The organism is Thalassobellus citreus, from assembly GCF_044385915.1.
Taxonomy (GTDB): domain Bacteria; phylum Bacteroidota; class Bacteroidia; order Flavobacteriales; family Flavobacteriaceae; genus Thalassobellus; species Thalassobellus citreus.
The window spans coordinates 253413-276115 of record NZ_JBISCC010000124.1 but is presented as its reverse complement, the minus strand read 5'-3'; the positions used below and the strand labels follow the sequence as shown (position 1 = coordinate 276115).

The 22703-nt window shown below is 30.6% G+C and carries 13 protein-coding genes; 8 read left to right on the top strand and 5 right to left on the bottom strand.

Going from position 1 to position 22703, the window contains the following annotated elements:
• The 7 genes from ACH5TX_RS10010 (at nt 1) to ACH5TX_RS09980 (ending at nt 12526) form a co-directional block, all read left to right on the top strand.
• Nucleotides 1-1557 (top strand): alpha-L-arabinofuranosidase family protein, encoded by a 1557-nt coding sequence (locus ACH5TX_RS10010; RefSeq protein ID WP_439339362.1) that lies wholly within the window; start codon nt 1-3, stop codon nt 1555-1557.
• A 259-nt stretch (nt 1558-1816) separates the two neighbouring features.
• Nucleotides 1817-4924: a SusC/RagA family TonB-linked outer membrane protein gene (locus ACH5TX_RS10005; protein WP_439339361.1), complete on the top strand. Its 3108-nt coding sequence runs from the start codon at nt 1817-1819 to the stop codon at nt 4922-4924.
• A gap of 10 nt (nt 4925-4934) precedes the next feature.
• On the top strand, nt 4935-6422 hold the full coding sequence (locus tag ACH5TX_RS10000; protein ID WP_439339360.1) for a SusD/RagB family nutrient-binding outer membrane lipoprotein: 1488 nt from the start codon (nt 4935-4937) through the stop codon (nt 6420-6422).
• Nucleotides 6423-6593: 171 nt separating this feature from the next.
• Entirely contained in the window at nt 6594-9899 is a 3306-nt protein-coding gene (locus tag ACH5TX_RS09995; protein WP_439339359.1) for a VCBS repeat-containing protein, read from the top strand.
• Nucleotides 9900-10058: 159 nt separating this feature from the next.
• Nucleotides 10059-10385: a hypothetical protein gene (locus ACH5TX_RS09990; RefSeq protein WP_439339358.1), complete on the top strand. Its 327-nt coding sequence runs from the start codon at nt 10059-10061 to the stop codon at nt 10383-10385.
• Between the two features lie 49 nt (nt 10386-10434).
• Nucleotides 10435-11157, top strand: coding sequence for a copper homeostasis protein CutC (locus tag ACH5TX_RS09985; RefSeq protein WP_439339357.1), 723 nt, complete (start codon nt 10435-10437; stop codon nt 11155-11157).
• Between the two features lie 37 nt (nt 11158-11194).
• A complete protein-coding gene (locus ACH5TX_RS09980) occupies nt 11195-12526 on the top strand; it encodes a sugar MFS transporter (protein WP_439339356.1) in 1332 nt (443 codons plus the stop codon).
• Between the two features lie 69 nt (nt 12527-12595).
• Here ACH5TX_RS09980 and ACH5TX_RS09975 read toward each other — a convergent pair whose 3' ends face one another.
• From ACH5TX_RS09975 to ACH5TX_RS09955, 5 genes are all read right to left on the bottom strand, one after another.
• Nucleotides 12596-13855 (bottom strand): hypothetical protein, encoded by a 1260-nt coding sequence (locus ACH5TX_RS09975; RefSeq protein WP_439339355.1) that lies wholly within the window; start codon nt 13853-13855, stop codon nt 12596-12598.
• Nucleotides 13845-14873 (bottom strand): pectinesterase family protein, encoded by a 1029-nt coding sequence (locus tag ACH5TX_RS09970; RefSeq protein ID WP_439339354.1) that lies wholly within the window; start codon nt 14871-14873, stop codon nt 13845-13847. Before ACH5TX_RS09970 ends, ACH5TX_RS09975 begins: the two co-directional genes overlap by 11 nt.
• A gap of 264 nt (nt 14874-15137) precedes the next feature.
• Nucleotides 15138-17621 (bottom strand): hypothetical protein, encoded by a 2484-nt coding sequence (locus tag ACH5TX_RS09965; protein WP_439339353.1) that lies wholly within the window; start codon nt 17619-17621, stop codon nt 15138-15140.
• Nucleotides 17622-17693: 72 nt separating this feature from the next.
• Entirely contained in the window at nt 17694-20453 is a 2760-nt protein-coding gene (locus tag ACH5TX_RS09960) for a T9SS type A sorting domain-containing protein (protein ID WP_439339352.1), read from the bottom strand.
• A 285-nt stretch (nt 20454-20738) separates the two neighbouring features.
• Nucleotides 20739-21338: an RNA polymerase sigma factor gene (locus ACH5TX_RS09955; RefSeq protein ID WP_439339351.1), complete on the bottom strand. Its 600-nt coding sequence runs from the start codon at nt 21336-21338 to the stop codon at nt 20739-20741.
• A 123-nt stretch (nt 21339-21461) separates the two neighbouring features.
• On the opposite strand from ACH5TX_RS09955, the gene ACH5TX_RS09950 reads away from it, so the two are divergent.
• The gene (locus ACH5TX_RS09950; protein WP_439339350.1) at nt 21462-22637 is read left to right on the top strand and encodes a FecR family protein; all 1176 of its coding nucleotides are present in this window, start codon (nt 21462-21464) and stop codon (nt 22635-22637) included.
• Nucleotides 22638-22703: the final 66 nt, after the last annotated feature.

Sequence of the window (22703 nt, the reverse complement as noted above, 5' to 3'; positions counted from 1 at the left end):
ATGAAGAAATATCTATTACTTTTTTGTATTCATTTTATACTTTTGAATATAAATGCTCAAGAAAATAAGGATGTAGAAATTGTAATCAATCTGAATGAAAAAACAGAAAAGATTTCTCCTTTAATATATGGTCAATTTATTGAGTTTCTAGGACGTTGCATTGATGGAGGTATTTATGATGAAAATTCTCCTTTATCTAATGCACAAGGTTTTAGTAAAGATGTTTTAAAAAAAGTACAAGGATTAAATCCCTCACTTCTTAGATTTCCTGGAGGTACAGTAGTTAAAATTTACCATTGGAAAGATGGAATTGGAAAGAAAGAAACTCGACCAAAACGTAAAAACTTAATTTGGGGTGGTACTATGGATAATCATTTTGGTACTGCAGAGTTTATTCAATATTGTAAAGCCATTGGAGCTGAACCTTTTTTAGTGGTTAATATGTCTACAGATTCTCCAACTGACGCTTCAGATTGGGTGGAATATTGTAATGGAACGGAAGATACGTATTGGGCTAATTTGCGTAGATCTCATGGATATAAAGAACCTTTTAATGTGAAATATTGGGGAATAGGAAATGAAGAGTATGCTGTAACAGATGCGGGAAAACACCAAAATGTTAAAGATTATATTGAAGACAGTTGGCAGTTTACAAAACTCATGAAACTTCAAGATCCTTCTATAAAAATAACACTTGTAGGAAATTCAGAGGATTTAGAGTGGAGTCGTAAAGTAGTTTCACAAATGCATCCTGTTTGTGATTATCTAGCCATTCATTTATATGCCATACCATCCAATTCAAAATACAGCACATTACTTAAAAATATTGATACGTTTGATAATCAGTTAAATGATATGCGAGCAATTATTAAAGAAGGCTCAGGTATCGTTAAGGATTTTTCATCATGGTATCGTTTCCCTCCTCGAAAGGCACCTTTAAAAATTGCTATTGATGAATGGGGAATTTGGGATATCAATTCTGGCAAAGGTTCTGGAGACTATAAAATGGAATATCCATATAATTGGTCTCATGCACTGGCTATTGGGAAATTTTTAAATTTGTTTCAAAGAAATGCTGATATTATAGGTCTTGCTACTTGGGCACAAACTGTTAATGTTTTAGCTCCTATAATGACTACTAAAAAAGGATCTTATAAACAAACTATATATACACCACTTCAAGCGTATCGTAAATACAGTCAAACAAATAATTTGCCTATTACTGTGAATACTCCTGAAATGGAAAATAACATAAAATGGATTGATGCTTCTGCAAGTATTTCTGATAATGGAAAAGAAGTTGTAATTTCAGTTTTAAACCTTTCTGAAAAAAATGCAATTACCGTAACTATGGATTTTAATAATTCTGAAAAGAATACACAAATAAAAAAGCAAATTACATACACAGCACCAACTTTGGATTCTGTAAATACATTCGATAAAAACGTAGTAACAGAAACAAAAATTAATATGACAAACAAAATAACCAATGAGTTTAAGTGTATTTTAAAACCAGCCTCAATTAACTTGTTCTTTATTAATATCCATATAAAGTAATTTTATAATAACATTATTTTTGTATTATTAAAAAATCATTCCCTAGAGTAGTGATTTTCGTATATTCTTTTAACTGTTTTTTTAAGAAAAATTAAATATTTTATTATTATTAACACCAAATTACTCCCAACGCCTTTTCAAATTTGTTATTGGTCGAAATAATATAAATAATAACACTATAGATTTATAGATTTAACATATTGTTAACTCACTAAAAATTTTATTAAAAATTAAATTTATTAACTCAAAAACTAAATTTATGAATCTAAAAGTACTAAAACTACTGTTTGTATTTTGCTTATTTAGCTTTCAAACAGCTATGGCACAAACTACAGTAACAGGGACAATTACTGATGCTTCCAGTGGTATTCCACTACCAGGAGCAAGTATTGTTGTTAAAGGAACAACAAATGGTGTATCATCAGATTTTGATGGAAAATACAGCATAACTGTTTCTAGTAATTCAGCAACATTTGTAGTTTCCTATATAGGTTATGCTACAAAAGAAATTACTTATACGGGTACAACAACTTTAAATGTATCTCTATCTGAGGATACTGCACAATTAGATGAAGTTGTTGTAACGGCTTTAGGTATTAAAAGAGAACAAAAAGCTTTAGGGTATTCTTTAACTCAAGTTAGTGGAGAAGAATTAGCTACAGTGAAACAAGTAAGTGCTATTAATTCATTACAAGGTAAAGTGGCTGGTGTAAATATTACAGGTTCGGCTACAGGACCATCTGGTACTAGTAAAGTTGTTATTCGTGGTGCATCTTCTGTAAGTGGAACAAATCAACCTCTATATGTAGTTGATGGTATTCCTATTAACAACCAAAACCTTGGATCTGCTAGTAGATGGGGAGGCTCTGATTTTGGTGATGGAATTTCAAGTATTAATCCAGATGATATTGCAAGTATTAGTGTGTTAAAAGGTGGTGCTGCTGCTGCATTATATGGGTCTGCGGCTTCTGATGGTGTAATTTTAATTACTACAAAATCTGGTAAATCTCAAAGTGGTTTTGGGGTAGAAATTTCAAGTTCTGCTCTTATGGAAACTGTTAATACAGACCTTTACGATTTTCAAACTGATTATGGCCAAGGAACTAATCAACTTGCTGCAACAAGTCAAGATGACGCTACAGGTGCTGGAATGCAATCTTGGGGTTCTAAATTAGGTAGTGTTGAAAATTCAGTACAATTTGATGGTGTTAGTAGACCTTATATCTATACAGGAAATAATATTGAAAAATTCTACAGAACTGCAAGTACATTAACAAATACTGTTGCAATAAGCAAAGGTGGTGAAGATTATAATTTCAGATTTTCTGCAACAGATTTAACTAATGAGGATATAACTCCTAATTCTGGGATTAACAGAAAGTCATTCTCTTTAAATGCAGGTGTAAGCATGTCTGAAAAACTAACTTTGGACATTAGTAGTAAATACATTTTAGAAAATGTACATAATAGACCTAGATTATCAGATTCTCCAGGTAACAGTAATTTTACTGTAGCCTTATCTCCAGCAAATATTGATGTAAATAATTACAGACCTGGTTATAATGAGGATGGAACAGAACTTAGAATATCCTCTAGTATTTACCATCAAAACCCATATTTTGCTGCTTATAAATTTAGTAATGAAACAAAAAAGAACAGATTTATTGGATCGGGGACATTAAAATATGATGTTACTGACTGGTTATATGTTCTAGGTAGAGCTGGGATTGATCAATTTACTGCTGGCATAATAAATATTGAGCCTTTCGGCACAGCTTATAAACCATTAGGAGGAATGTCTAACACAACCTATAATGTAAAAACTATAGATGCTGACATTATGTTAGGTATTGATAAGGATTTTGGAGACAAATTTTCTACAAAAACGATATTGGGTGCTAACAGTAACACATACACTAGTGAAAAAACAGAATTGAATGGTCAAAATTTCGTTATACCCGATTTAGAAGATATATCTAATGTTGACACTAAAAACTACGACTATGAACTTAATAAAACAAAAAAAGGTTCTTTATATTTTTCTACAGAATTATCATATGACAACTATCTATTCTTAACTGTAACAGGTAGAAATGACTGGTTTTCAACTTTATCTCTTGCTGGTAAAACAGCTCCTAATTCATATTTTTACCCTTCTGTAAGTACTAGTTTCCTTTTTTCTGATGCTTTTGAAATGCCTGAATGGTTAACTTATGGTAAATTACGTGCTGGATATTCTGACATTGGTGGTGGTGCTCGTGATCCTTATGCACTTGCTCTTACATATGGTATTACCGACACCTATACAGGAACAGGTTCTAGTATATCGTTAGGAAGTATTTCATCAAGTAGATTACCAAATATAAACCTTAAGCCTTTCTCTAAATCAGAATATGAAATAGGTCTAAACCTGAAATTCTTAAAAAACAGGTTAAGTCTAGATTTTGCTTATTATAGTAATAAAACAACTGATGACATTGTTCCTATTACAATTTCAAGATCAACAGGTTATGAGTCAGCTGTAGTAAACATTGGAGAAGTAACAAATAAGGGGGTTGAATTCTTACTAAGAGGAACTCCTATAGAAACCGATAATTTTAGTTGGGATGTAACGTATAACCTTGGTTATAACAAAAATGAAGTTGTTAAAACTGATGCTGATGGTAATCCATTCTTTTCTGGAGATCAAGCCGTAGGTGTAAATTCTCAATCAGGAGCTATTGTAGGACAACCTGTTGGAGCTATTTACGGATCGACATTTGTGAGAAATGACGAAGGTAAAATACAATATGATAGTGATGGAACTCCAACGCAAGGACCTAACGCTATATTAGGAAAAGGTGTAGCACCTTACTCTATGGGAATCACAAACAATTTCCGTTACAAAAACTTTAATCTTAATTTCTTAATTGATGCTAAATTTGGAGCAGATATCTTTTCTGGAACAAGTGCATTTGCTAATTATTATGGAGCAAGTAAAAATACATTGGTTGGTAGAGAGTCTGGCTTAACAGTTAGTGGTGTTGATGCTTCTGGAGCAGATTTTACAACAACTATAGCTCCAGAAAATGTAAACATTTATTATCAAAAACTTTATGGTATTGCTGAAGCAAATATGCAAAATGCAGATTTTATTAAATTTAGAGAAATCAGTTTAGGGTATAACTTCCCTTCAAGCATTTTATCAAAGACATTTATTTCTAGTGCTAATATTTCTTTTATAGCTAGAAACTTGTTTTACATTGTGAAGCATACAGAAAATATTGACCCAGAGTCTGCTTTTAATGCTAGTTTTGGAGCAGGACTAGAGCGTTTTGGTCTTCCTTCTACAAGAAGTTATGGATTAAGTTTAAATATTAAATTTTAAAAAAAACACTATGAAAAATATATTTTATTTAGCGATATTTTCCATGTTTATGTTCACTTCTTGTGACAATGGATTTGAAAACATCAACATAGACCCAACTGCTGCAACACAAATAGATATAAAATACAAATTTCCAAAAGCTGTTTTATATACTGCAGGACAACGATACGAAACGTGGAGAGGGAATTTTATTTATTGTTCAGTTATGATGCAACACCTAGCAAGTACTCAAGGGTATTGGAACGGTGATAAATACACATTAAGTGAAGGTTATTCAGGAGCATTTTGGGAAGCACAATACCCACAAACTATAAAATCTATTGAAGATATAATGGCTCAATTAGAAGCTAATGAACTAACAGCTTCTCCAGAATATGCAATGACAAGAATACTTAGAGTATATGCTTATAGTAAATTAACAGATCTTTACGGAGATATTCCATACAGCGAAGCTGGAAAAGCATATGTCGATGGTATTTTAAGACCTGCCTATGATAGTCAAGAATTCATTTATGGCGATATGCTAAACGAACTTAATGAGGCTGCAACTTCACTTGGAAGTGGAATAGCCGATATAGGTGACGCAGACATTCTTTACGGTGGAGATCAATCTAAATGGAAAAAATGGGCATATTCTTTAATGCTACGTTTAGGTTTAAGAATTGTTAAAGCTGATGTAGCTTTATCTCAACAATGGGTTACTACAGCAATAGCTGGAGGTGTAATGGAATCTAATGATGATATAGCTTTTGTTCAACATGAAGAAGGAAACGGTATTGTTCAAAATGCTAATGGAGAAGTTTTCTCTGCAGATCGTTCTTCAAGAATAAGCAAAACATTCATTGACTTCTTGCAAGGAGATCCTAGATTGAGTATTTATGCTGCTTTACCTGACGGTGATAGTGATCCTGGAGTACAAAAAGGATTACCTAATGGATATGATTCAACAACATTAGATGACTACGTTGGTGGTTCTGACATGGATACTTATTCTGAGGTAAATTCAAATATTCTACAAGGAGAAGATGCCCCAATGTTCTTCCAAACATATGCTGAAGTTGAATTTATGCTAGCCGAAGCAGCTGTACGTTGGGGGCTTGCTGGAGGTGATGCTGAAAGTCATTATAATGCGGGTGTTACTGCTGCTATGAAATATCTTGAAATGTATTCTGCAGATGCTACTATAAGTGATACTGATATAACTGATTATTTAACTGCTAACCCTTATAATGCTACTGATGCCTTAGAGCAAATAAATACTCAGTATTGGGCGGCGGTATTCTTAAATGAATATGAAGCTTTTGCTAACTGGAGAAGAACAGGTTTCCCTGTATTGACACCTGTAAATTATCCAGGAAATGTAACAAACGGAACAATCCCAAGAAGATTAGTATATTATACTTCTGAAGCTGTAACAAATGCTGAAAATTATAATGCAGCTATTTCTGCACAAGGGCCAGATTTATTAACAACAAGAGTTTGGTGGGATGCTGAATAATTATTTGTTAAATTTTAATAATAAAAAAAATTAATTAACTTAGAGTTAGTCAAAGAAAAGGAGAATTAATTTCTCCTTTTCTTTTTTAACATATATTATATTTTAAGAATATTAATACATTCAATTTAAATATCATCAGCATATATTAATTTACTTTTTAAAATTAAGGATATGAAAAAAATATTGAGTCTCTTTTTTTTAGTCTTTTTAAAATCAATAGGGCAAACGTCTCCACTCTTTGAATACATCTCTTCAAATCGATCTAAGGTCAATTTTGAAAATAAATTAAGAGCAAACGAAACGGAGAACTTTTTTATTTATGACAATTTTTACCAAGGAGCAGGAGTAGGTCTAGGAGACATTAATAATGATGGATTGCTAGATATTTATTTCTGTGGCAATCAAGTAAAGGATAAATTATATATAAACAAAGGTAATTTTATTTTTGAAGACATCACTAAAAAGTCTGGAATAGAAAGTGTTGATAAAGGGTGGTCATCATCAGTTTCAATTATAGATATTAACAACGATGGATTGTTAGATATTTATATTACCAAAGAACTATACGATGACAAACCTGAATGGAGAAGAAATAAACTATATATTAATAAAGGCAAAAACAAATTTAGTGAAGTAGCCGAAAAAGTTGGACTTGGTGATACGACTAGAACACGAGGAGCAGCATTTTTAGATTATGATTTAGACGGTGATCTCGATGTTTTTTTACTACGTCAACCTCCAAACCCTGGTATGTACTCCAAATATAAATCGTTATCTGAAAACGGAGATTTAACCTCTGAAAAATATGCACCACGATTATATGAAAATAAAGAGGGAATATTTTATGACGTTTCAGTAACAGCCAATGTAATAAATCCATCATATGCCAATGCAGTTAATGTTGGTGATTTTAATAAAGATGGATACCCAGATATTGTTGTTGCTAACGATTTTGACGCACCTGATGCCATATATATAAATCAAGGAAATAAAACTTTTAAAAACACTGCTAACTCAGCATATAAACATACTTCATATTTTAGCATGGGAGTAGATGTTGCTGATTTGAATAATGATTTACTTTTAGATATTTTCACTGTCGACATGGTTGCCAACGATAATTTTAGATTAAAATCTAACATGAGTGGTATGAATCCTAAGCAATTTTGGAATATTGTTGACAAAGGTTGGCATTACCAATATATGTATAATGCATTACAACTTAATAATGGTAATGGCACGTTTAGTGAAATAGGACAATTGTCTGGAGTATCTAGTACAGATTGGAGTTGGTCACCCTTAATTGCAGATTTTGATAATGATGGTTTAAAAGATCTTTTTGTTACTAATGGTATTTTAAGAGATATAAGAAATACAGATTCTGATTTTAAAATAAAATTATATATAAATAAAAAAATACAAGATTATTTAAAAGCTCATGGTAACATTGAGTATTCAAAAATATGGGATGTAGTCGATTATAAAGAAATGTCTAACATATACCCTTCTACTAAAATTCAAAATAAATCATATAAAAATATTGATGGTTATCAATTACAGGATGTCTCAAAAGATTGGGGTATTAATAAAGAAACATTTTCAAGTGGTGCAGCATACGGTGACTTAGACAATGATGGTGACCTCGATCTTGTAATAAATAATGTTAATGAAGTAGCCCATATTCTTAGAAATAATTCAAAAAACAATTTTTTAAGAATCATATTAGAAGATAAAAAAAACGCATCTATTTTAGGAACTAAAGCAAGTGTCTATTATGCGGCTGGGAAAAGTCAATTGGTAGAAACAACAAGTGCTAGAGGGATGTTTTCTACAAGCGAGCCATACATTCATTTTGGGCTTGGAAACACAAAGAAAATAGACAGTGTCGTTGTTGTTTGGCCAAATTTAAAGCAATCAACACTTTATAACCCTTCAATAAATCAGATTTTTAAATTATCTAATGACAATACAACAGTAACTAAACAAATTAAAACAAAAAAGAATATTAGCTTCTCAGATATTACTAAAACTTCTTCTATAAAATTCACCCACACCGAAAATATTTTTGATGATTATAATTACCAAGTACTATTACCTCATAAAATGTCTGAATTTGGACCTGCATTAGCAATAGCTGATGTAAACAATGATGGTTTAGAGGATGTATTTGTTGGTGGTGCTTTTGATTATTCTGCCGTTTTATATCAACAAAATAAAGATGAAACTTTCTCTAAAACTTCAAAAAACCTTTGGGAAAAAGAAAAAGGGTTTGAAGATGTAGATGCCTTATTTGTCGATATTAATGGAGATAGTTATCAAGATTTATATGTTGTAAGTGGTGGAAATAAATATAACAACAAAGATTCTCATTACATAGATCGTTTGTACATGAATGATGGTACAGGACATTTTAATAAAGATGAAACATTTAATAATGATGCTACTAGCGGATCCGTTGTTAAAGCTACCGATTATGATAATGATGGTGATGTCGATATTTTTGTAGGAGGTAGACATATACCTCATCAATACCCATTACCTGTATCTAGCATGTTTTTTAAAAATGAAAACGGCAAATTAATAAACAGAACAGATGATATAGCCCCTGAGTTAAAAGATATAGGAATGGTTACTGATGCTATTTGGGCTGATTATGATAATGATGGAGATTCAGATTTAATAATTGTAGGCGAATGGATGCCAATAACAGTTTTTAAAAATGAAAATGGTAAACTATCAAAAACAGCTTTAAAAGATTTAGAAGACACTTCAGGTTGGTGGTTTAGTATTGAAAAAGGAGATTTTGATAATGATGGAGATATAGACTTTATTGTTGGGAATTTAGGGTTGAATAATAAATACAAAACAACCAAAGAAACACCTTTTGATATTTATTATTCTGATTTTGATAATAATGGAAGTAGTGATATAGTACTTGGCTATTATAATAATGAAAAACATTATCCTCTAAGAGGCTTTTCATGTTCTTCTCAACAAATACCGAAGCTAAAAAAGGAATTTAAAAAGTATGATGTATTTGCTTCATTAGAAATAGATGATGTGTATGGAAAAAACAATCTAAAAGAGGCATTGCATTACAAAACAGATACGTTTGCATCAGCATATATTGAAAATTCAGGTAATGGAAATTTTAAATTATCAACACTTCCAATACAAGCTCAATTTTCTAATATTAATGATCTTTTAGTTAAAGATTTTAATAATGACGGACATTTAGATATTTTAACAATAAATAATTTATTTGCTTTTGAAATTGAAACACCTAGAAATGATGCTGGTACTGGTTTATTAATGTTAGGTGATGGGAAAGGAAATTTTTCTCCAAAAAGCATTAACGAAAGCGGACTTTTTATTAATAATGACTCTAAAAAAATAAGATTGCTAAAAAGTGGAGAAGATGAATTTTTATTAGTTGCGAATAATAATGACATACTTCAAATTATTAAAATAGAATAAATATAAAACTATCCTTGGTCTTTATCCAAATGTTGTCTGTCGAAATAGTTTCATTTCTACTTATAATCTTACTTTTTTTATAGTCAATAGAAATTCAAAAAGGTTTATTCCTATTTTCTATTTAATTAATACCCGTAAAAAAATCAGCTATCATAGAATATGGATTTTAAAGAAGGAATAATATATTCAAAACCATACTACAAATTAATTAAGATAAAATACATAGAGACTATTGATATTTATTTGAAATTTATTAATTGGGTTGCAGGAGAATTTGATTTATTTCTTCAAGATGAATCTGAAGGATTAAAAGTTTATTATCCTAACGGATGGCTTAGTATTAAAAGCGATATTAAATTAAAAACAGAAATGAACCTTCAAATTACTATAGTAAATAAATCTAAAGTAGTCTGCGAAAAAACAAACACTAAGTTGGATTCTATTTATAATCATATATATAAAAACTATAGTATAATCGACGACTAATTAGAATTAAGGAAACGTTTTAATATAGATTTAAATTCAACATATAAACATGCTATTAGAAATTTGTGCATCATCTTATCTATCTGTTATAAATGCAGAAAAAGCAGGAGCAGATCGTGTTGAATTATGTTCTGAGTTAGCATTAGGAGGTATAACACCGTCTTATGGGTTTATAAAAAAGGTAAAACAAAATTTATCTATCCCTGCTTTTATTTTAATACGACCTAGAAGTGGGAATTTTTATTATTCTGATAATGAGTTTAATATTATGAAAACTAATATTGAACTATGTAAAGAGCTCGGATGCAACGGTATCGTATCTGGCGTATTAAATAGCGATAATACAATAGATGTAGAAAGAACCCAAGAATTAGTAGAATTATCAAAACCATTACCTTTTACATTTCATAGAGCATTTGATAAAGTAAAAGATTCTTTTGAAGCTTTAGAACAATTAATTAATATAGGTGTAGATAGAATTTTAACTTCTGGAAAAGAAGCTTCAGCAGAAGGTGGTTTTAAACATCTTTTAGCATTAAGAAAACAAGCAACTAATAAACTTATTATACTTCCAGGAAGTGGTATTAATAAAGAAAATGTGTTGTTATTTAAAAATGCTAAGTTTGAAGAAATGCATTGTTCTGCTTCAACAATACATTATGTCAATGAGTTAGAACATATTCCTTTGAATAGCAAAGTATTTTTTGATGAGCGTATTCTTGTTCATTCAGATTATAATAAAATTAAATCTATTGTAGATATTGTAAATTAGGAGTTTTAATATAAATTTATAAATTAAATCAATAATTATGAGTAATAGCAGTCAAGTAAATTCACAAACAAAAAATAAGACATTAATTCCTATTCTAATTATAGCTGGACTATTTTTTATTTTCGGATTTGTAACTTGGATCAATGGTGCATTAATTCCTTTTATGAAAACTATAAGTGAATTAACCTCAGCACAATCACTTTTAGTAGCGTCTGCTTCTTATATTTCTTTTGTTGTTATGGCACTACCCGCTTCTTATATATTAGAAAAAATCGGATATAGAAAAGGTATGTCATTAGGGTTATTTATAATGGGATTAGGAGCATTAGTTTTTATACCCGCTGCAGAAGCTAGAACCTATTGGATGTTTTTAGGAGGCATATTCATTCAAGGTGCAGGAATGACATTGCTACAAACAGCATCTAACCCATATATAACCATTTTAGGACCTATTGAAAGTGCTGCTAAGCGTATTTCAATCATGGGAATTGCTAACAAAGTAGCAGGAGCCTTAGGGTCTCTTATTTTTGGAGCGCTTTTATTATCTGGTATTGATGAAATTAATGATAAACTAACAACTGTTTCATCTTCTGAAAAAGCTCAATTGCTAGACACTATGGCAGATAGTGTTGTTACGCCTTATATTGTTATGGCGATTGTTTTATTTGTATTAGCTATATTAATTAGAAAAGCGCCACTTCCACATGTTGAAGCAGAACCTATTGAAGAGACAAAAGACGGTGTTACAACTAAAACCAGTATTTTTCAGTTTCCGCATTTATGGTTAGGGGTGTTAACTTTATTCATGTATGTTGGTGTAGAAGTAATAGCCGGAGACACTATTATTGCCTATGGCATTTCCTTAGGAATTCCAGCTACAGACGCTAAATTTTTCACAACTTTCACATTAATGGCCATGGTTGCTACTTATGCTTTGGGTGCCATTTTAATACCTAAATTTATTAATCAGACTACAGCATTAAAACTAAGTGCTTTATTAGGTATTATATTATCATTCTGTATTGTATTTACTACTGGATTTACTTCTGTTTTACTTGTAGCTGCATTAGGAATAGCAAATGCTTTAGTTTGGCCAGCCGTATGGCCTTTAACGTTAAAAGGGCTAGGTAAATTCACAAAAACAGCCTCTGCCCTTCTAATAATGGCGATTTCTGGAGGTGCTATTATACCGCCTTTGTACGGACGATTAGTTGATGGAAATAAAGCAGCTTATTTAGCTGAAGGAATGAATGATGCTTTAGCTACTGCTACAGCTTCTACTAAAGGTTACTGGATTTTATTACCTTGTTATATTATTATACTTTATTATGCTATTGCTGGACATAAATTAGGATTGAAAAAAGAATAACATTATAAAAACACTGTTAAAAAGTCTTTCAAAATATTGAAAGGCTTTTTGATTTAATTTAGTGTATTATTAAAGTCTTTGATTTACAATGCTATTAAAAATAGAACCAAATTGATATCTAATTCCAATATCACCAGAAATCTCATAGGACGTTGGTAGTTTTCTAACGTTTAATAATAACTCTTCATCACTAAGTTCACTTAATGGTAAATAAAATTGATCGTTAATTTTGTTTGCTTCCAAACCAAACTCTAAAAATAAACCTCGCGCAATTCTAAAAGATAAGTTAACTTCTAAATCGATAGAATAATCTTTAAACTCTGGAAAATAATGAGTTCCTTCTAATTTAATACCTACAACACCCCATTTTTCAATAACTTCTAATTCTGTTTCAAATTTTTCCCTCCAACGCTGTTCAGATGTTTTATTAAATAATGTTGGTTCGTTATAACCAAACCATGAAACACCTAAAGAATATGAAACAGTAAAAACTCTTCTGGATGCTTCAGACCAAGGGAATATATTAAACTCTATAGCTGGAGCTATACTCGAGTTATACCTGATGTTTTTATAAGTGTCTTGAGAATTTAAAAAAAATAGTCCTGCAGACCAATTATTTGATAAACTATAAACAATTCTTGACCTAATTCGCTTTTGTTGATTTAACACACTAATATCTGTAGATTCTGAATCTTTAATTCTTGTTATTATCTCCTCTTCTTTTTTAAATCGATAATCATTACGTATTCTCCAAATATCTGTTATTCTATTTGCTTTAAATTCTAATTCATAGGCATATTCTTTTTTACGCTCTTCTAAATTAAACTCTCCTGCTAAACCTATATTAAAAACCCAAAAATCCCAAGGATTCTTATTTTTATTAACTATAGGTAAACTATTTTCATCTTCTGATTTCAATGGACTAACAACAATATTATATTTTGCATCTCCTCTATTTAGAAAAGGCACAAGACCTGCTTTTAGTGTTTCTGTAAATTTAGATCTTACATCATCGGGTGTGTCATTTGCATAGGTAACACAATTTAATTTAAAGGTATCATTAGAAGTCGTTGTTTTATTTGTAAAAACAAAATAATAAAAATCACCATTACCTCCTGTAGACCTTTTAGTTGTTAACACATAAACATCGCATACATTCTGGTCTGAAACAAAATCAACAAACGATAGGGTTCGTTTTACATAATCAAAATCAGGAATTTCACCATCAACAAAAACCTTTAGCTTATTATTTTCTTGAGCATTTAAACTAGTTAACTGGATTACCAAGAATAAAATAAAAACAAGTTTATATTTTATTCTATTTCTCATTTGAGAACCATTTTGATTTCATGGTTTTATCACTTAAAATATTCTCTTTGGTGTATTTCTTTGCTTGAGATTTTTTTAATTGGTGCGACCACTCTACTCTACTTTCTGTTTTAGAGCCTTCTCCTGTACAATTATATTCAGCATAGAGCGTTGTTGATTCTGCTTTCTTCTTTTTCCAGTTATGCCAACCTTCAGCTTTTATATGTTTACCTATTTCGCAATTAATAAACACCGTTTTTGCATACAAACGCCATGGCCGTCCTAAATAAACATCTGTTACATTGTCATCGGCAGTTAGTTTGCAATTTTTAAATACATAACCAAACCTCTTTCCTTTAGGCGTTGATGCAGCTGTAATATATGAATTGGTTTTACTATTTATTGTACAAGACTCAAAAAGCACAGTTGCTTCACCAAAAATAAAATCGACACTACCTTCGATATAACAATCTTTAAAATATTGTTTATAGCCCTCACCTGCTGTGTAAAGTGTATCTTGAAATCCTAGAAAATCACAGTTTTCAAAGTAACACCTATTTGCATTTACCGATAATGCTACTGCTTGACCAACAGGGCCAGAAGTGTTTTTAATAGTCAAGTTTTTAGCTATAAAATCATCTCCTTCAACTAAAACCGTTGACGTATGAAATGTGCTGTTTCTGCCTAAATTAAGCTTACTAAAATAATCATCAAAAGTAATGATAGTATGTTCTTTACTTTCTCCAATTAAAGACACATATGTATTCCAAGAATACACATGCACTTTTTCATTATAAACCCCATTTTTTATATTAATAATAACTCGCTGATAAGGAAAAGCTTTAGCAGCATACATAGCATCTTGAATGGATGTATAATCGCCACTACCATCTTTTGCTACCGTCATGTTATACGGATCTTTAGCAGACTTTTTCTTTTCTACTTTTAAAGGTTTTTTATCCTGAACTTGAGCTTGTATATTAACCTGAACAGAGCAAAAAAATAAAAAAACTGTAATAATCTGTCTAATATGTGTCATTGATGCTTTTTTTAATTGAAGAAGTTATTAATATTGGTTTATGCAACCTCTATAAACAATCTATTCCATAAGTTTTCTTTGATATAAATAAACAATTAAAATCTGAAAACAACTTGGAATAAAACTAGAATTTTTAAAACTAAATAATTCCAATTCTGAAAGCAAACTTAGAAATAGAATCTTTTTCTTGACTAAAAGTTATAGAACTAAAAAAAGCATAATTAAAACTATTACTTGTTTTTTCATTTTAGTTGATTTTCATTATTAATTAAACCATTCTATTTTTAAATCTTTTATTAAAGTTGCCCCACTTCTAACTGTTCCTGTATGTTGAAAACTTACACCTCCAAAATTATTAGGCGTAATATCTACTTGTAAATCTACCATTTTTGAAACCTCAGCACTATCATGTTTAGTAAAATATTCTAAAGTATTTTCGGCATGTACAATTAATTTGTTATTCTTTACTTCAACAGAAATTACACAATTTGGACGGTAACATGTAGTTGAAATTGACTCACTAATTGGTGTTGCATTTCCATTTTCATATTTCATTAAAATAAAATCGATAGCATCACTGTATTTAGTAGTCCGTATTAAGCGAAGCGCATACCCATTCATGCTTTTAGTATCCATTTTAATCCCAACATCCATATATTGAGATCTTGCACTACTAAAACCCTGACCTGCAGTTTTAGAGGGAACAGCAGTAAAATTAATTTTCATATCTCTAAACGTATCACCAACCGGAGTGTAACGCATACGAGCTCCTTTAGTATTTTGTACAAAACCAATATTTTTAGCTGCTCCATTAATACCCTCTCCATAATACCAAGGATCTTGAGTATTATCAGCTTCCCAATTAAAATCTTTTGTATCTGTTGGAGCATAACTATCAAGAGTCCAAAATCCTTGAAGAATTTCAGGTTGATACTTTGCCGACATATTTTCAAAATTGGGAATTAAAACTTTAGGATTATTGTTAATCTCCTTTTTTGATATTTTATGTTTAAAAACAATCTTTCTTGGAATTCCTTTATGACAACGTAAATGTTTTGGAGAAACACTAGCCATGATATAATAACCCACATCTCCTAAAGATAATTTATAAGATTTCATTGGTTTATTAAATCTGGAAATCGACACTTCAATTGGATGACTACCTTTAGCATCTTTACATCTATACCAGCTAATTAATGACTGATCTTCAAAATCCATATCTAAGGAGTAATCTACTTTTAAAGCTCCCGCTTCTTTAGTTATTCTAGGAAGCTTTTTGAATTCTGGTGGAACTACGAATGAAGGTTTTACATATATTACACTTGCAGCTTCTAGTCCAGAAACTGTAGATGCATTAATAACAACTTCTTGAGTTTCATTTTCATTATTTATTGGAATCACTAAACAGGTACCATCTTCCTTTATTTTCAACTTTACAAAAGATTGATATTGAGAGTCTATTGACCAACTTATTTTTTTACCAGTAAACTCATAATTACCAAAACGATACAAAGTAGATTTTAATAACAAGCTATCTTTACCTGTTTCAATGGTTTGACGAGTTGGTTTAATAATTAATTGAGTTGGTATATTAGAATAATTTTTAGTTGATTCTTTTTCTGCTTTTTCAACCAACCCTTTTACACCCATAGGATCCCAATCATCATCTCCACGTAATAAATTATAAGTATTATAAATCACTTTATTCTTATACTCAAATCGGTATGCATTTAATAAACTTTTGTTTGTTAAATCTACAGTAGCAAAATCATAATCGGGACTCATAGATAATGAATTACCATTCAAACTAACATTATATTGATAATAACGAGATTCAATATCTGGAATATCTCGCCACCCTAGGTAATCTAAATTTTTAGCAGAAAACCGAGTATCAATTGCTGTAACAGGCCCTCGCCCTTTAACAAAATATTGTTTCCCACGAGTAAAAGATTGAATATCGCTATTAAAAAAGACAGCACCAGTTCCTGATGTATGACCAAATGGTTTGGATGAATACACTTCTAAAGTACAATTAAGATAAATTGCTCGACCATTTAAAGCATCGTCTGTTGATTCAAAATGGCATCTATCAAACAAAGTACGTTTACTTCCCCAAAAAGGGCCAAGATTAAGTCTACTAATAAAATGTGTGTTTCTAGCAACTACTTTATCGCCATTTGAAAATATAAGCTGAGCTTGTACTATAGCCGATCCTCTTTTTTTTCGATTTAATTTTGGGTTAGGCGGATAAACCAAATCTATATTACAATAATTACCAAAGGTTATATTTTCAGCATAAATACCGTCCCCTTTAATATTTAGCATAGTAAAATTGCCTTTCGCCCCCATAGTTTGTCCACGATTACAAGCAATAATAACATTTTCAGGATTATCAGATAAACCTTGAAAACTTAACCATTCACAATTAATTTCAAGTCCAAATGGAGTCCTACTACCTTCTTTTGGTAAGCGAATTTCAGGGTCGTCTGGATTATCAATCCAATATACCCATGGAGCAACATAAAGCCTCATAGGAGAAACCTCAGTTCCATCGATTAGATGTTTTACCGCTTCATTTATGGAATTGTATACATACTTATATTTAGCAACTTCTTCATTTGAAAGTTCCCCGTCAATAAAAAATGCGTGTTCACCTAAAGCAATCTTTTGTCCTTTATATATGATATGATTACCAAAAAATTCTAGATCTTTATATAAACTACCCTTATGTTTTTGAGAAAACATATAGGTGTTACAAAAAAAACCGAAGCTTAAAAAAATTAAAACCTTAATTGATATTTTCACATCATAAAAAAACTATTGCACTATTATTTTTTGAGTATGTATAACTTGTTTAGAACTAGATTCTATAACTTTTAAAATAAAAATACCACTTTTATTTAAATTCACCTTTTCAATTGCACCTTTTTTAATAGTACCATTCAATATTTCCTTTCCTAAAATATCAAATATTTTAAATTCAGAATTAGCACTACTATCCTTCATTTTTATGGAAAAAGTTCCTTTATTTGGAATAGGCCAAACCTTTACTTCTGAAACTTCACTTTTTTTAATTGATAAAGTTAAATCAAAACCATTAAGAATATTTACAGAACGCGTCATACTATGTCCAGCTGAATCGGTAACAGTAAAATCGAAAGACGCTAAGCCTGTTGTTGTTGGTGTAAACTCAACTACATCGCCTACTAAATTAAAGTTTCCATTAACCACATTAGATATTTGATATGAAGGACTGCTCTCAAACCCCCTTGATAATTCTTGAATATTAATATTTATTTTTTTACCTGTTAAAGTACTATAATGAGGTTTATCCATCCATTGTAAATAATCATCTAGATTGGTGTAACCATCTAAATCATTATCAGCATTCGAATCTGAAAAATCGCCATTTCCAGAGTTAATGTTAGTTCCTATAATTTCCTCATACCAATTAGGTAATCCATCATTATCAGAATCCCAACTAGCTGGTCTTGTTATAAAAGGATAATCTTCGTAACCTCCAACATCTGCTTCGTTATCAGGAAATCCTGGTTTATTAGTTACACTTCCTCTATAAGTAAACGTTCCTCCTAAAGTTTCTGCAATCATTCTTTTATCATGATCATCAAATACTGGTTGAATACAACCTACATCTGATAACACAATTTTATAAGCCTCTTCTGCAGACTGAGTTGTAACATATGATGGGAAAAATGGTGTATTTACCCAGTTACTAAAAGGAACACCATCTTTATCTTCGGCATCTCCAGTTGATGTTCTTCCATTTGCTTGATTAGTTTCATCAAAATGTCCAGGCATAACATTACCTTCAAAATAATATTGCTGCGCTCCTGTCCCTAAATGTTCATTCTGAGCTTTTAGAGCATAAAATACTTTAGACCCAGCTCCTGGCTTATAATAATTATTAACAAAATTAACTTCTTTTGCTCCGCCATCAGTAGTTCTTCCTCCCCAATTATATACAACATTGTTAGTTATATCCATTTTACCCGCATAAGCACCACTTCCATCTAATCCTCCACCTAAACTCCAATTACGCCCATAATTATGAGCTAATAAATTATGATGAAAACTACCTATATCGCCTCCAATTGTAGCCGCATACCCGTGCTCTGCTCCTGCAGGATAATTTTGATGACCTGCTGCATTTAATGCTTCAGAAATTAAGGTGCGTTGTAGTGTTATATTATGACCTCCACGAGAACTAAATGACTCATCAATAGTCCAACTTATAGAACAATGATCAATAATACTATAATCTCCACCAGTTAATCCCATACCATCAAAAGTTTGACCGCCTCCTAATCGTACTCTTATATTTTGAACAACATTATCATCACCTGTAATACCTAAAGGAGCTGCTCTAATAGTTATTCCTTTCCCTGGTGCTGTTTGACCAGCAATAGTTACATATGGTTGACTTGAAACCAAACGAGAATAAAGCCTTATAATACCAGACACATTAAAAACAATAGTTCTAGGTCCTATATCATTAGTTATAGCTTCACGTAAACTTCCAGGACCACTATCATCCAAATTTGTTACAGCTACTACTTTTCCTCCTCTACCACCGCGGGCAAAACGACCATATCCTTCTGCTCCTGGAAACGCAAGTATTGCAGGTCGAAAACGCCATACATTACCTTTTGTTATATTACCACCAGATGCTATTTGATCTACTCGCCAAAAATAAGTTTCTCCAGTATATAAGCCATTTACTTGATAAGTATTATTAGTATTATTTTGATTTGCTTTATATTCTAATGAAGAGGTATCAGCATTCTCTACAGCATCTTGATCTGTACCGTAATAAATATTTTGTGTAACTGTATTAGCAGCAGGAGTCCATTGTAACAAAACATTACCAGAAGCTAATTCTACGTGCTCGTTATTATGTTCCGGAATAGGGCTAGTTGCTTGGTCAAAAATATTAGGAGTATTTAATTCAAATCCGTTAATCAATACATTTTTCACATTTTCAGACCCAGAAGTTTCAGCTGCAAATAAAATAACAACGTCTGTATTAGCTATAGCTTGAAAAGTTATATATACCGATTTTGCTTCAGCTGAATTAGCAGCTCTAACAGTTGGCACTACATTATCTTCAATCAAGTTTCCATCTAAAGAAACATCTATTGGACTATAAGTAAAAGTATCACTAGACGTTTGATTTATATAGGCAAGTAAAGAATGTGTTCCTGCGTCTAAACCACTTATTCTAAACTCAATTTGCCCACCTTGGTTTGCTGTACCATCTTTAACAGTAATACCATCATTAACTAATTTACCTTCATCTGAAGCTTGAATTCCTGTTTTGAACCAGCTAGAACTTAATTGATTTCCAAAAGGCCCAACCTTAGTTACAGTGAAAGTAATTCCGTTTTCAGTTTTACTACTACTTGAAGCTCCAGAAATAACCCATGGTATATATCCTATTTGATTAACTTCAGATTCTTTTCTACCAGCTTGATCAAAATCCATTTTCACTACTGGGTTTTGAGCATAACTACTTGTAATAGATAGCAGTATTACAAAAATTAATTTTTTAAATAACATGTTAAAAGTTGTTTTTAGAGTAAATTTTTAGTGGCTTAATCATTCAGGTTTTTAATAAAAAATAACAATTGTAGATTTAAATAATTAAGCTCTTTTTTCTATTATTAAACAGTCGTAGTCTTAATTTAACGGATAATATTAATACTTTAATTACAAGACAATGTTGTTTTTTAAACGATGGTCAATTTTATAAAACAGTCAAAAGTAAATAATTTATTATTGTAATCGATTACAATAATAAAAATTAACATAGAAAATAATCACCAAAATAAAAATGCTTTTATGTTAATTAAGTATTATTTTATTTGGCATTCCGAATAGTAAAAATAGAATCTCTTTTAACTGATCGCCTACTTTTTTACGTAATAAATTGTATGCTTTAGTAAGGTGTCCTTCTACCGTTTTTATAGAAACGCCTAAATGATCTGCAATTTCAATATTCGTAAGACCTTCTTTCTTGCTTAACAAGAAGGTTTCTTTACATTTTTTAGGCAATTGCTTGATACCTTTATTAACTATTGCTATTTTTCTTTCAAGCAATTCTGAATTTTTATCATCAACAGCTTCTTCAAGAGCATCCATATATACTTTTTCTAAATTAGAAATAGCCCTGTTTTTATGATACTGGTTGATAAACTCGTTATAAGCAGCCTTGTATAAAAAACTTTTTATAGAATAATTTATGTTCAATTTTTTTCTAGAAAGCCATACTTTAAAAAAAACATTCTGAACAATATCTTCAGATTGATCATGGTCATTAGTTAAACTTAATACATAAACAAATAGTGGTCTATTATAAGTATTTATTAAATAGGCATAGGCACATTCATCTCCCTTTTTAAGATGCGTAATAAGAATTGTATTATCTTTATATTTGGTAGACAATATTGAAGAATTTTATTGTCTTCAAATATTATAAAAAAAAACAACAAAAAGGAAAAAAAGCATTGAAAAAACAAGGGTTCTTTAATTTAGCTTTGTTATGATTAATGTGAACTCCACAAAACTATGAACCAAAGAATTGAAAAACTTATAGTAAAATATATAACTAAGTCTGCTACTGCTAGCGATTTAGACACACTTTCTGAATGGATTAAAAAGCCCGCAAATGAAAAAATATTTAAAGATTATGTGCAAACTCATTATGCAATAAACTACGGCATAAATAATCCTGACACAAAAAGAACTATTGAAAAATTATTATTAAGAATTAAAAAACAAAAATCAATAGTTTACAGATTAAAAACGCAAACGATATTTAAGTATGCTGCTGCAATAGTTATTGGAGCAATAACAACTACCTGTTTTTTAGGAGATAAAATATTCAATGAGTCAAATAATAATATTCAAATAGAAAAAGTTGTACCAATAGTTACAAATAATATTGAAACAGGAAAAGACAAAGCTACTTTAACTCTTGAAGATGGTGATGTAGTCGTATTAGATGAGGACAAAATATTTATAAATGACAAAGCAAAAAGTAATGGTAAGAAATTAGTATACAATGACAAGAGTAATGCTAACACTAAAATAACATACAATTACTTAACCATTCCTAGGGGCGGACAGTTTCATGTTAAATTATCTGACGGAACAGAAGTTTGGTTAAATTCTGAATCTCAGTTAAAATACCCTGTTGCATTTATTGATGGAGCCACACGAGAAGTAGAACTTATTTATGGCGAAGCCTATTTTGATGTTTCTCCTAGTACAGATCATAAAGGTTCAAAATTTAAAGTACTAAACCAAAATCAAGAAATAGAAGTCTTAGGTACAGAATTTAATATTAAAGCTTATAAAGGCGAAGACATATATACTACTCTGGTAGAAGGAAAAGTAAGTGTAAGTACTGCTTCATTTAAACACAACCTAAAACCAAATCAACAATCTAAATTAAGTCTTAAAAATAAAGATATTACTATTAGCGCAATAGATGCATATAGCGAAACCTCATGGAAAAAAGGGTTGTTTAGTTTTAAAAGCAAATCATTAAAAGAAATTATGAAAGTTATGTCTCGATGGTATGATGTAGATGTTATATTTACCAATAGGCAACTTGAAAACGTAAAATTTAATGGCGTACTAAGTAAAAATGATGATATAGAAGAAATATTAGAAACAATTAAGAACACAAACTTTATACAGGCATATGAAATAACAGAGAAAACTATAATACTAAAATAAAGGGAATAGAACTAATACCTTGGACAGTAACGAGCATATCCCCTTTTTAATAATCATTAATTAATT

Excerpts from the sequence above, each read along its gene's own strand:
- ACH5TX_RS10000 (WP_439339360.1), top strand. The coding sequence starts at position 4,935 with ATGAAAAATATATTTTATTTAGCGATATTTTCCATGTTTATGTTCACT.
- ACH5TX_RS09995 (WP_439339359.1), top strand. The coding sequence starts at position 6,594 with ATGAAAAAAATATTGAGTCTCTTTTTTTTAGTCTTTTTAAAATCAATA.
- ACH5TX_RS09950 (WP_439339350.1), top strand. The coding sequence starts at position 21,462 with ATGAACCAAAGAATTGAAAAACTTATAGTAAAATATATAACTAAGTCT.
- ACH5TX_RS09965 (WP_439339353.1), bottom strand. The coding sequence starts at position 17,621 with ATGTTTTCTCAAAAACATAAGGGTAGTTTATATAAAGATCTAGAATTT.
- ACH5TX_RS09970 (WP_439339354.1), bottom strand. The coding sequence starts at position 14,873 with ATGACACATATTAGACAGATTATTACAGTTTTTTTATTTTTTTGCTCT.
- ACH5TX_RS09960 (WP_439339352.1), bottom strand. The coding sequence starts at position 20,453 with ATGTTATTTAAAAAATTAATTTTTGTAATACTGCTATCTATTACAAGT.
- ACH5TX_RS09980 (WP_439339356.1), top strand. The coding sequence starts at position 11,195 with ATGAGTAATAGCAGTCAAGTAAATTCACAAACAAAAAATAAGACATTA.
- ACH5TX_RS10005 (WP_439339361.1), top strand. The coding sequence starts at position 1,817 with ATGAATCTAAAAGTACTAAAACTACTGTTTGTATTTTGCTTATTTAGC.
- ACH5TX_RS09985 (WP_439339357.1), top strand. The coding sequence starts at position 10,435 with ATGCTATTAGAAATTTGTGCATCATCTTATCTATCTGTTATAAATGCA.
- ACH5TX_RS09990 (WP_439339358.1), top strand. The coding sequence starts at position 10,059 with ATGGATTTTAAAGAAGGAATAATATATTCAAAACCATACTACAAATTA.
- ACH5TX_RS09975 (WP_439339355.1), bottom strand. The coding sequence starts at position 13,855 with ATGAGAAATAGAATAAAATATAAACTTGTTTTTATTTTATTCTTGGTA.
- ACH5TX_RS10010 (WP_439339362.1), top strand. The coding sequence starts at position 1 with ATGAAGAAATATCTATTACTTTTTTGTATTCATTTTATACTTTTGAAT.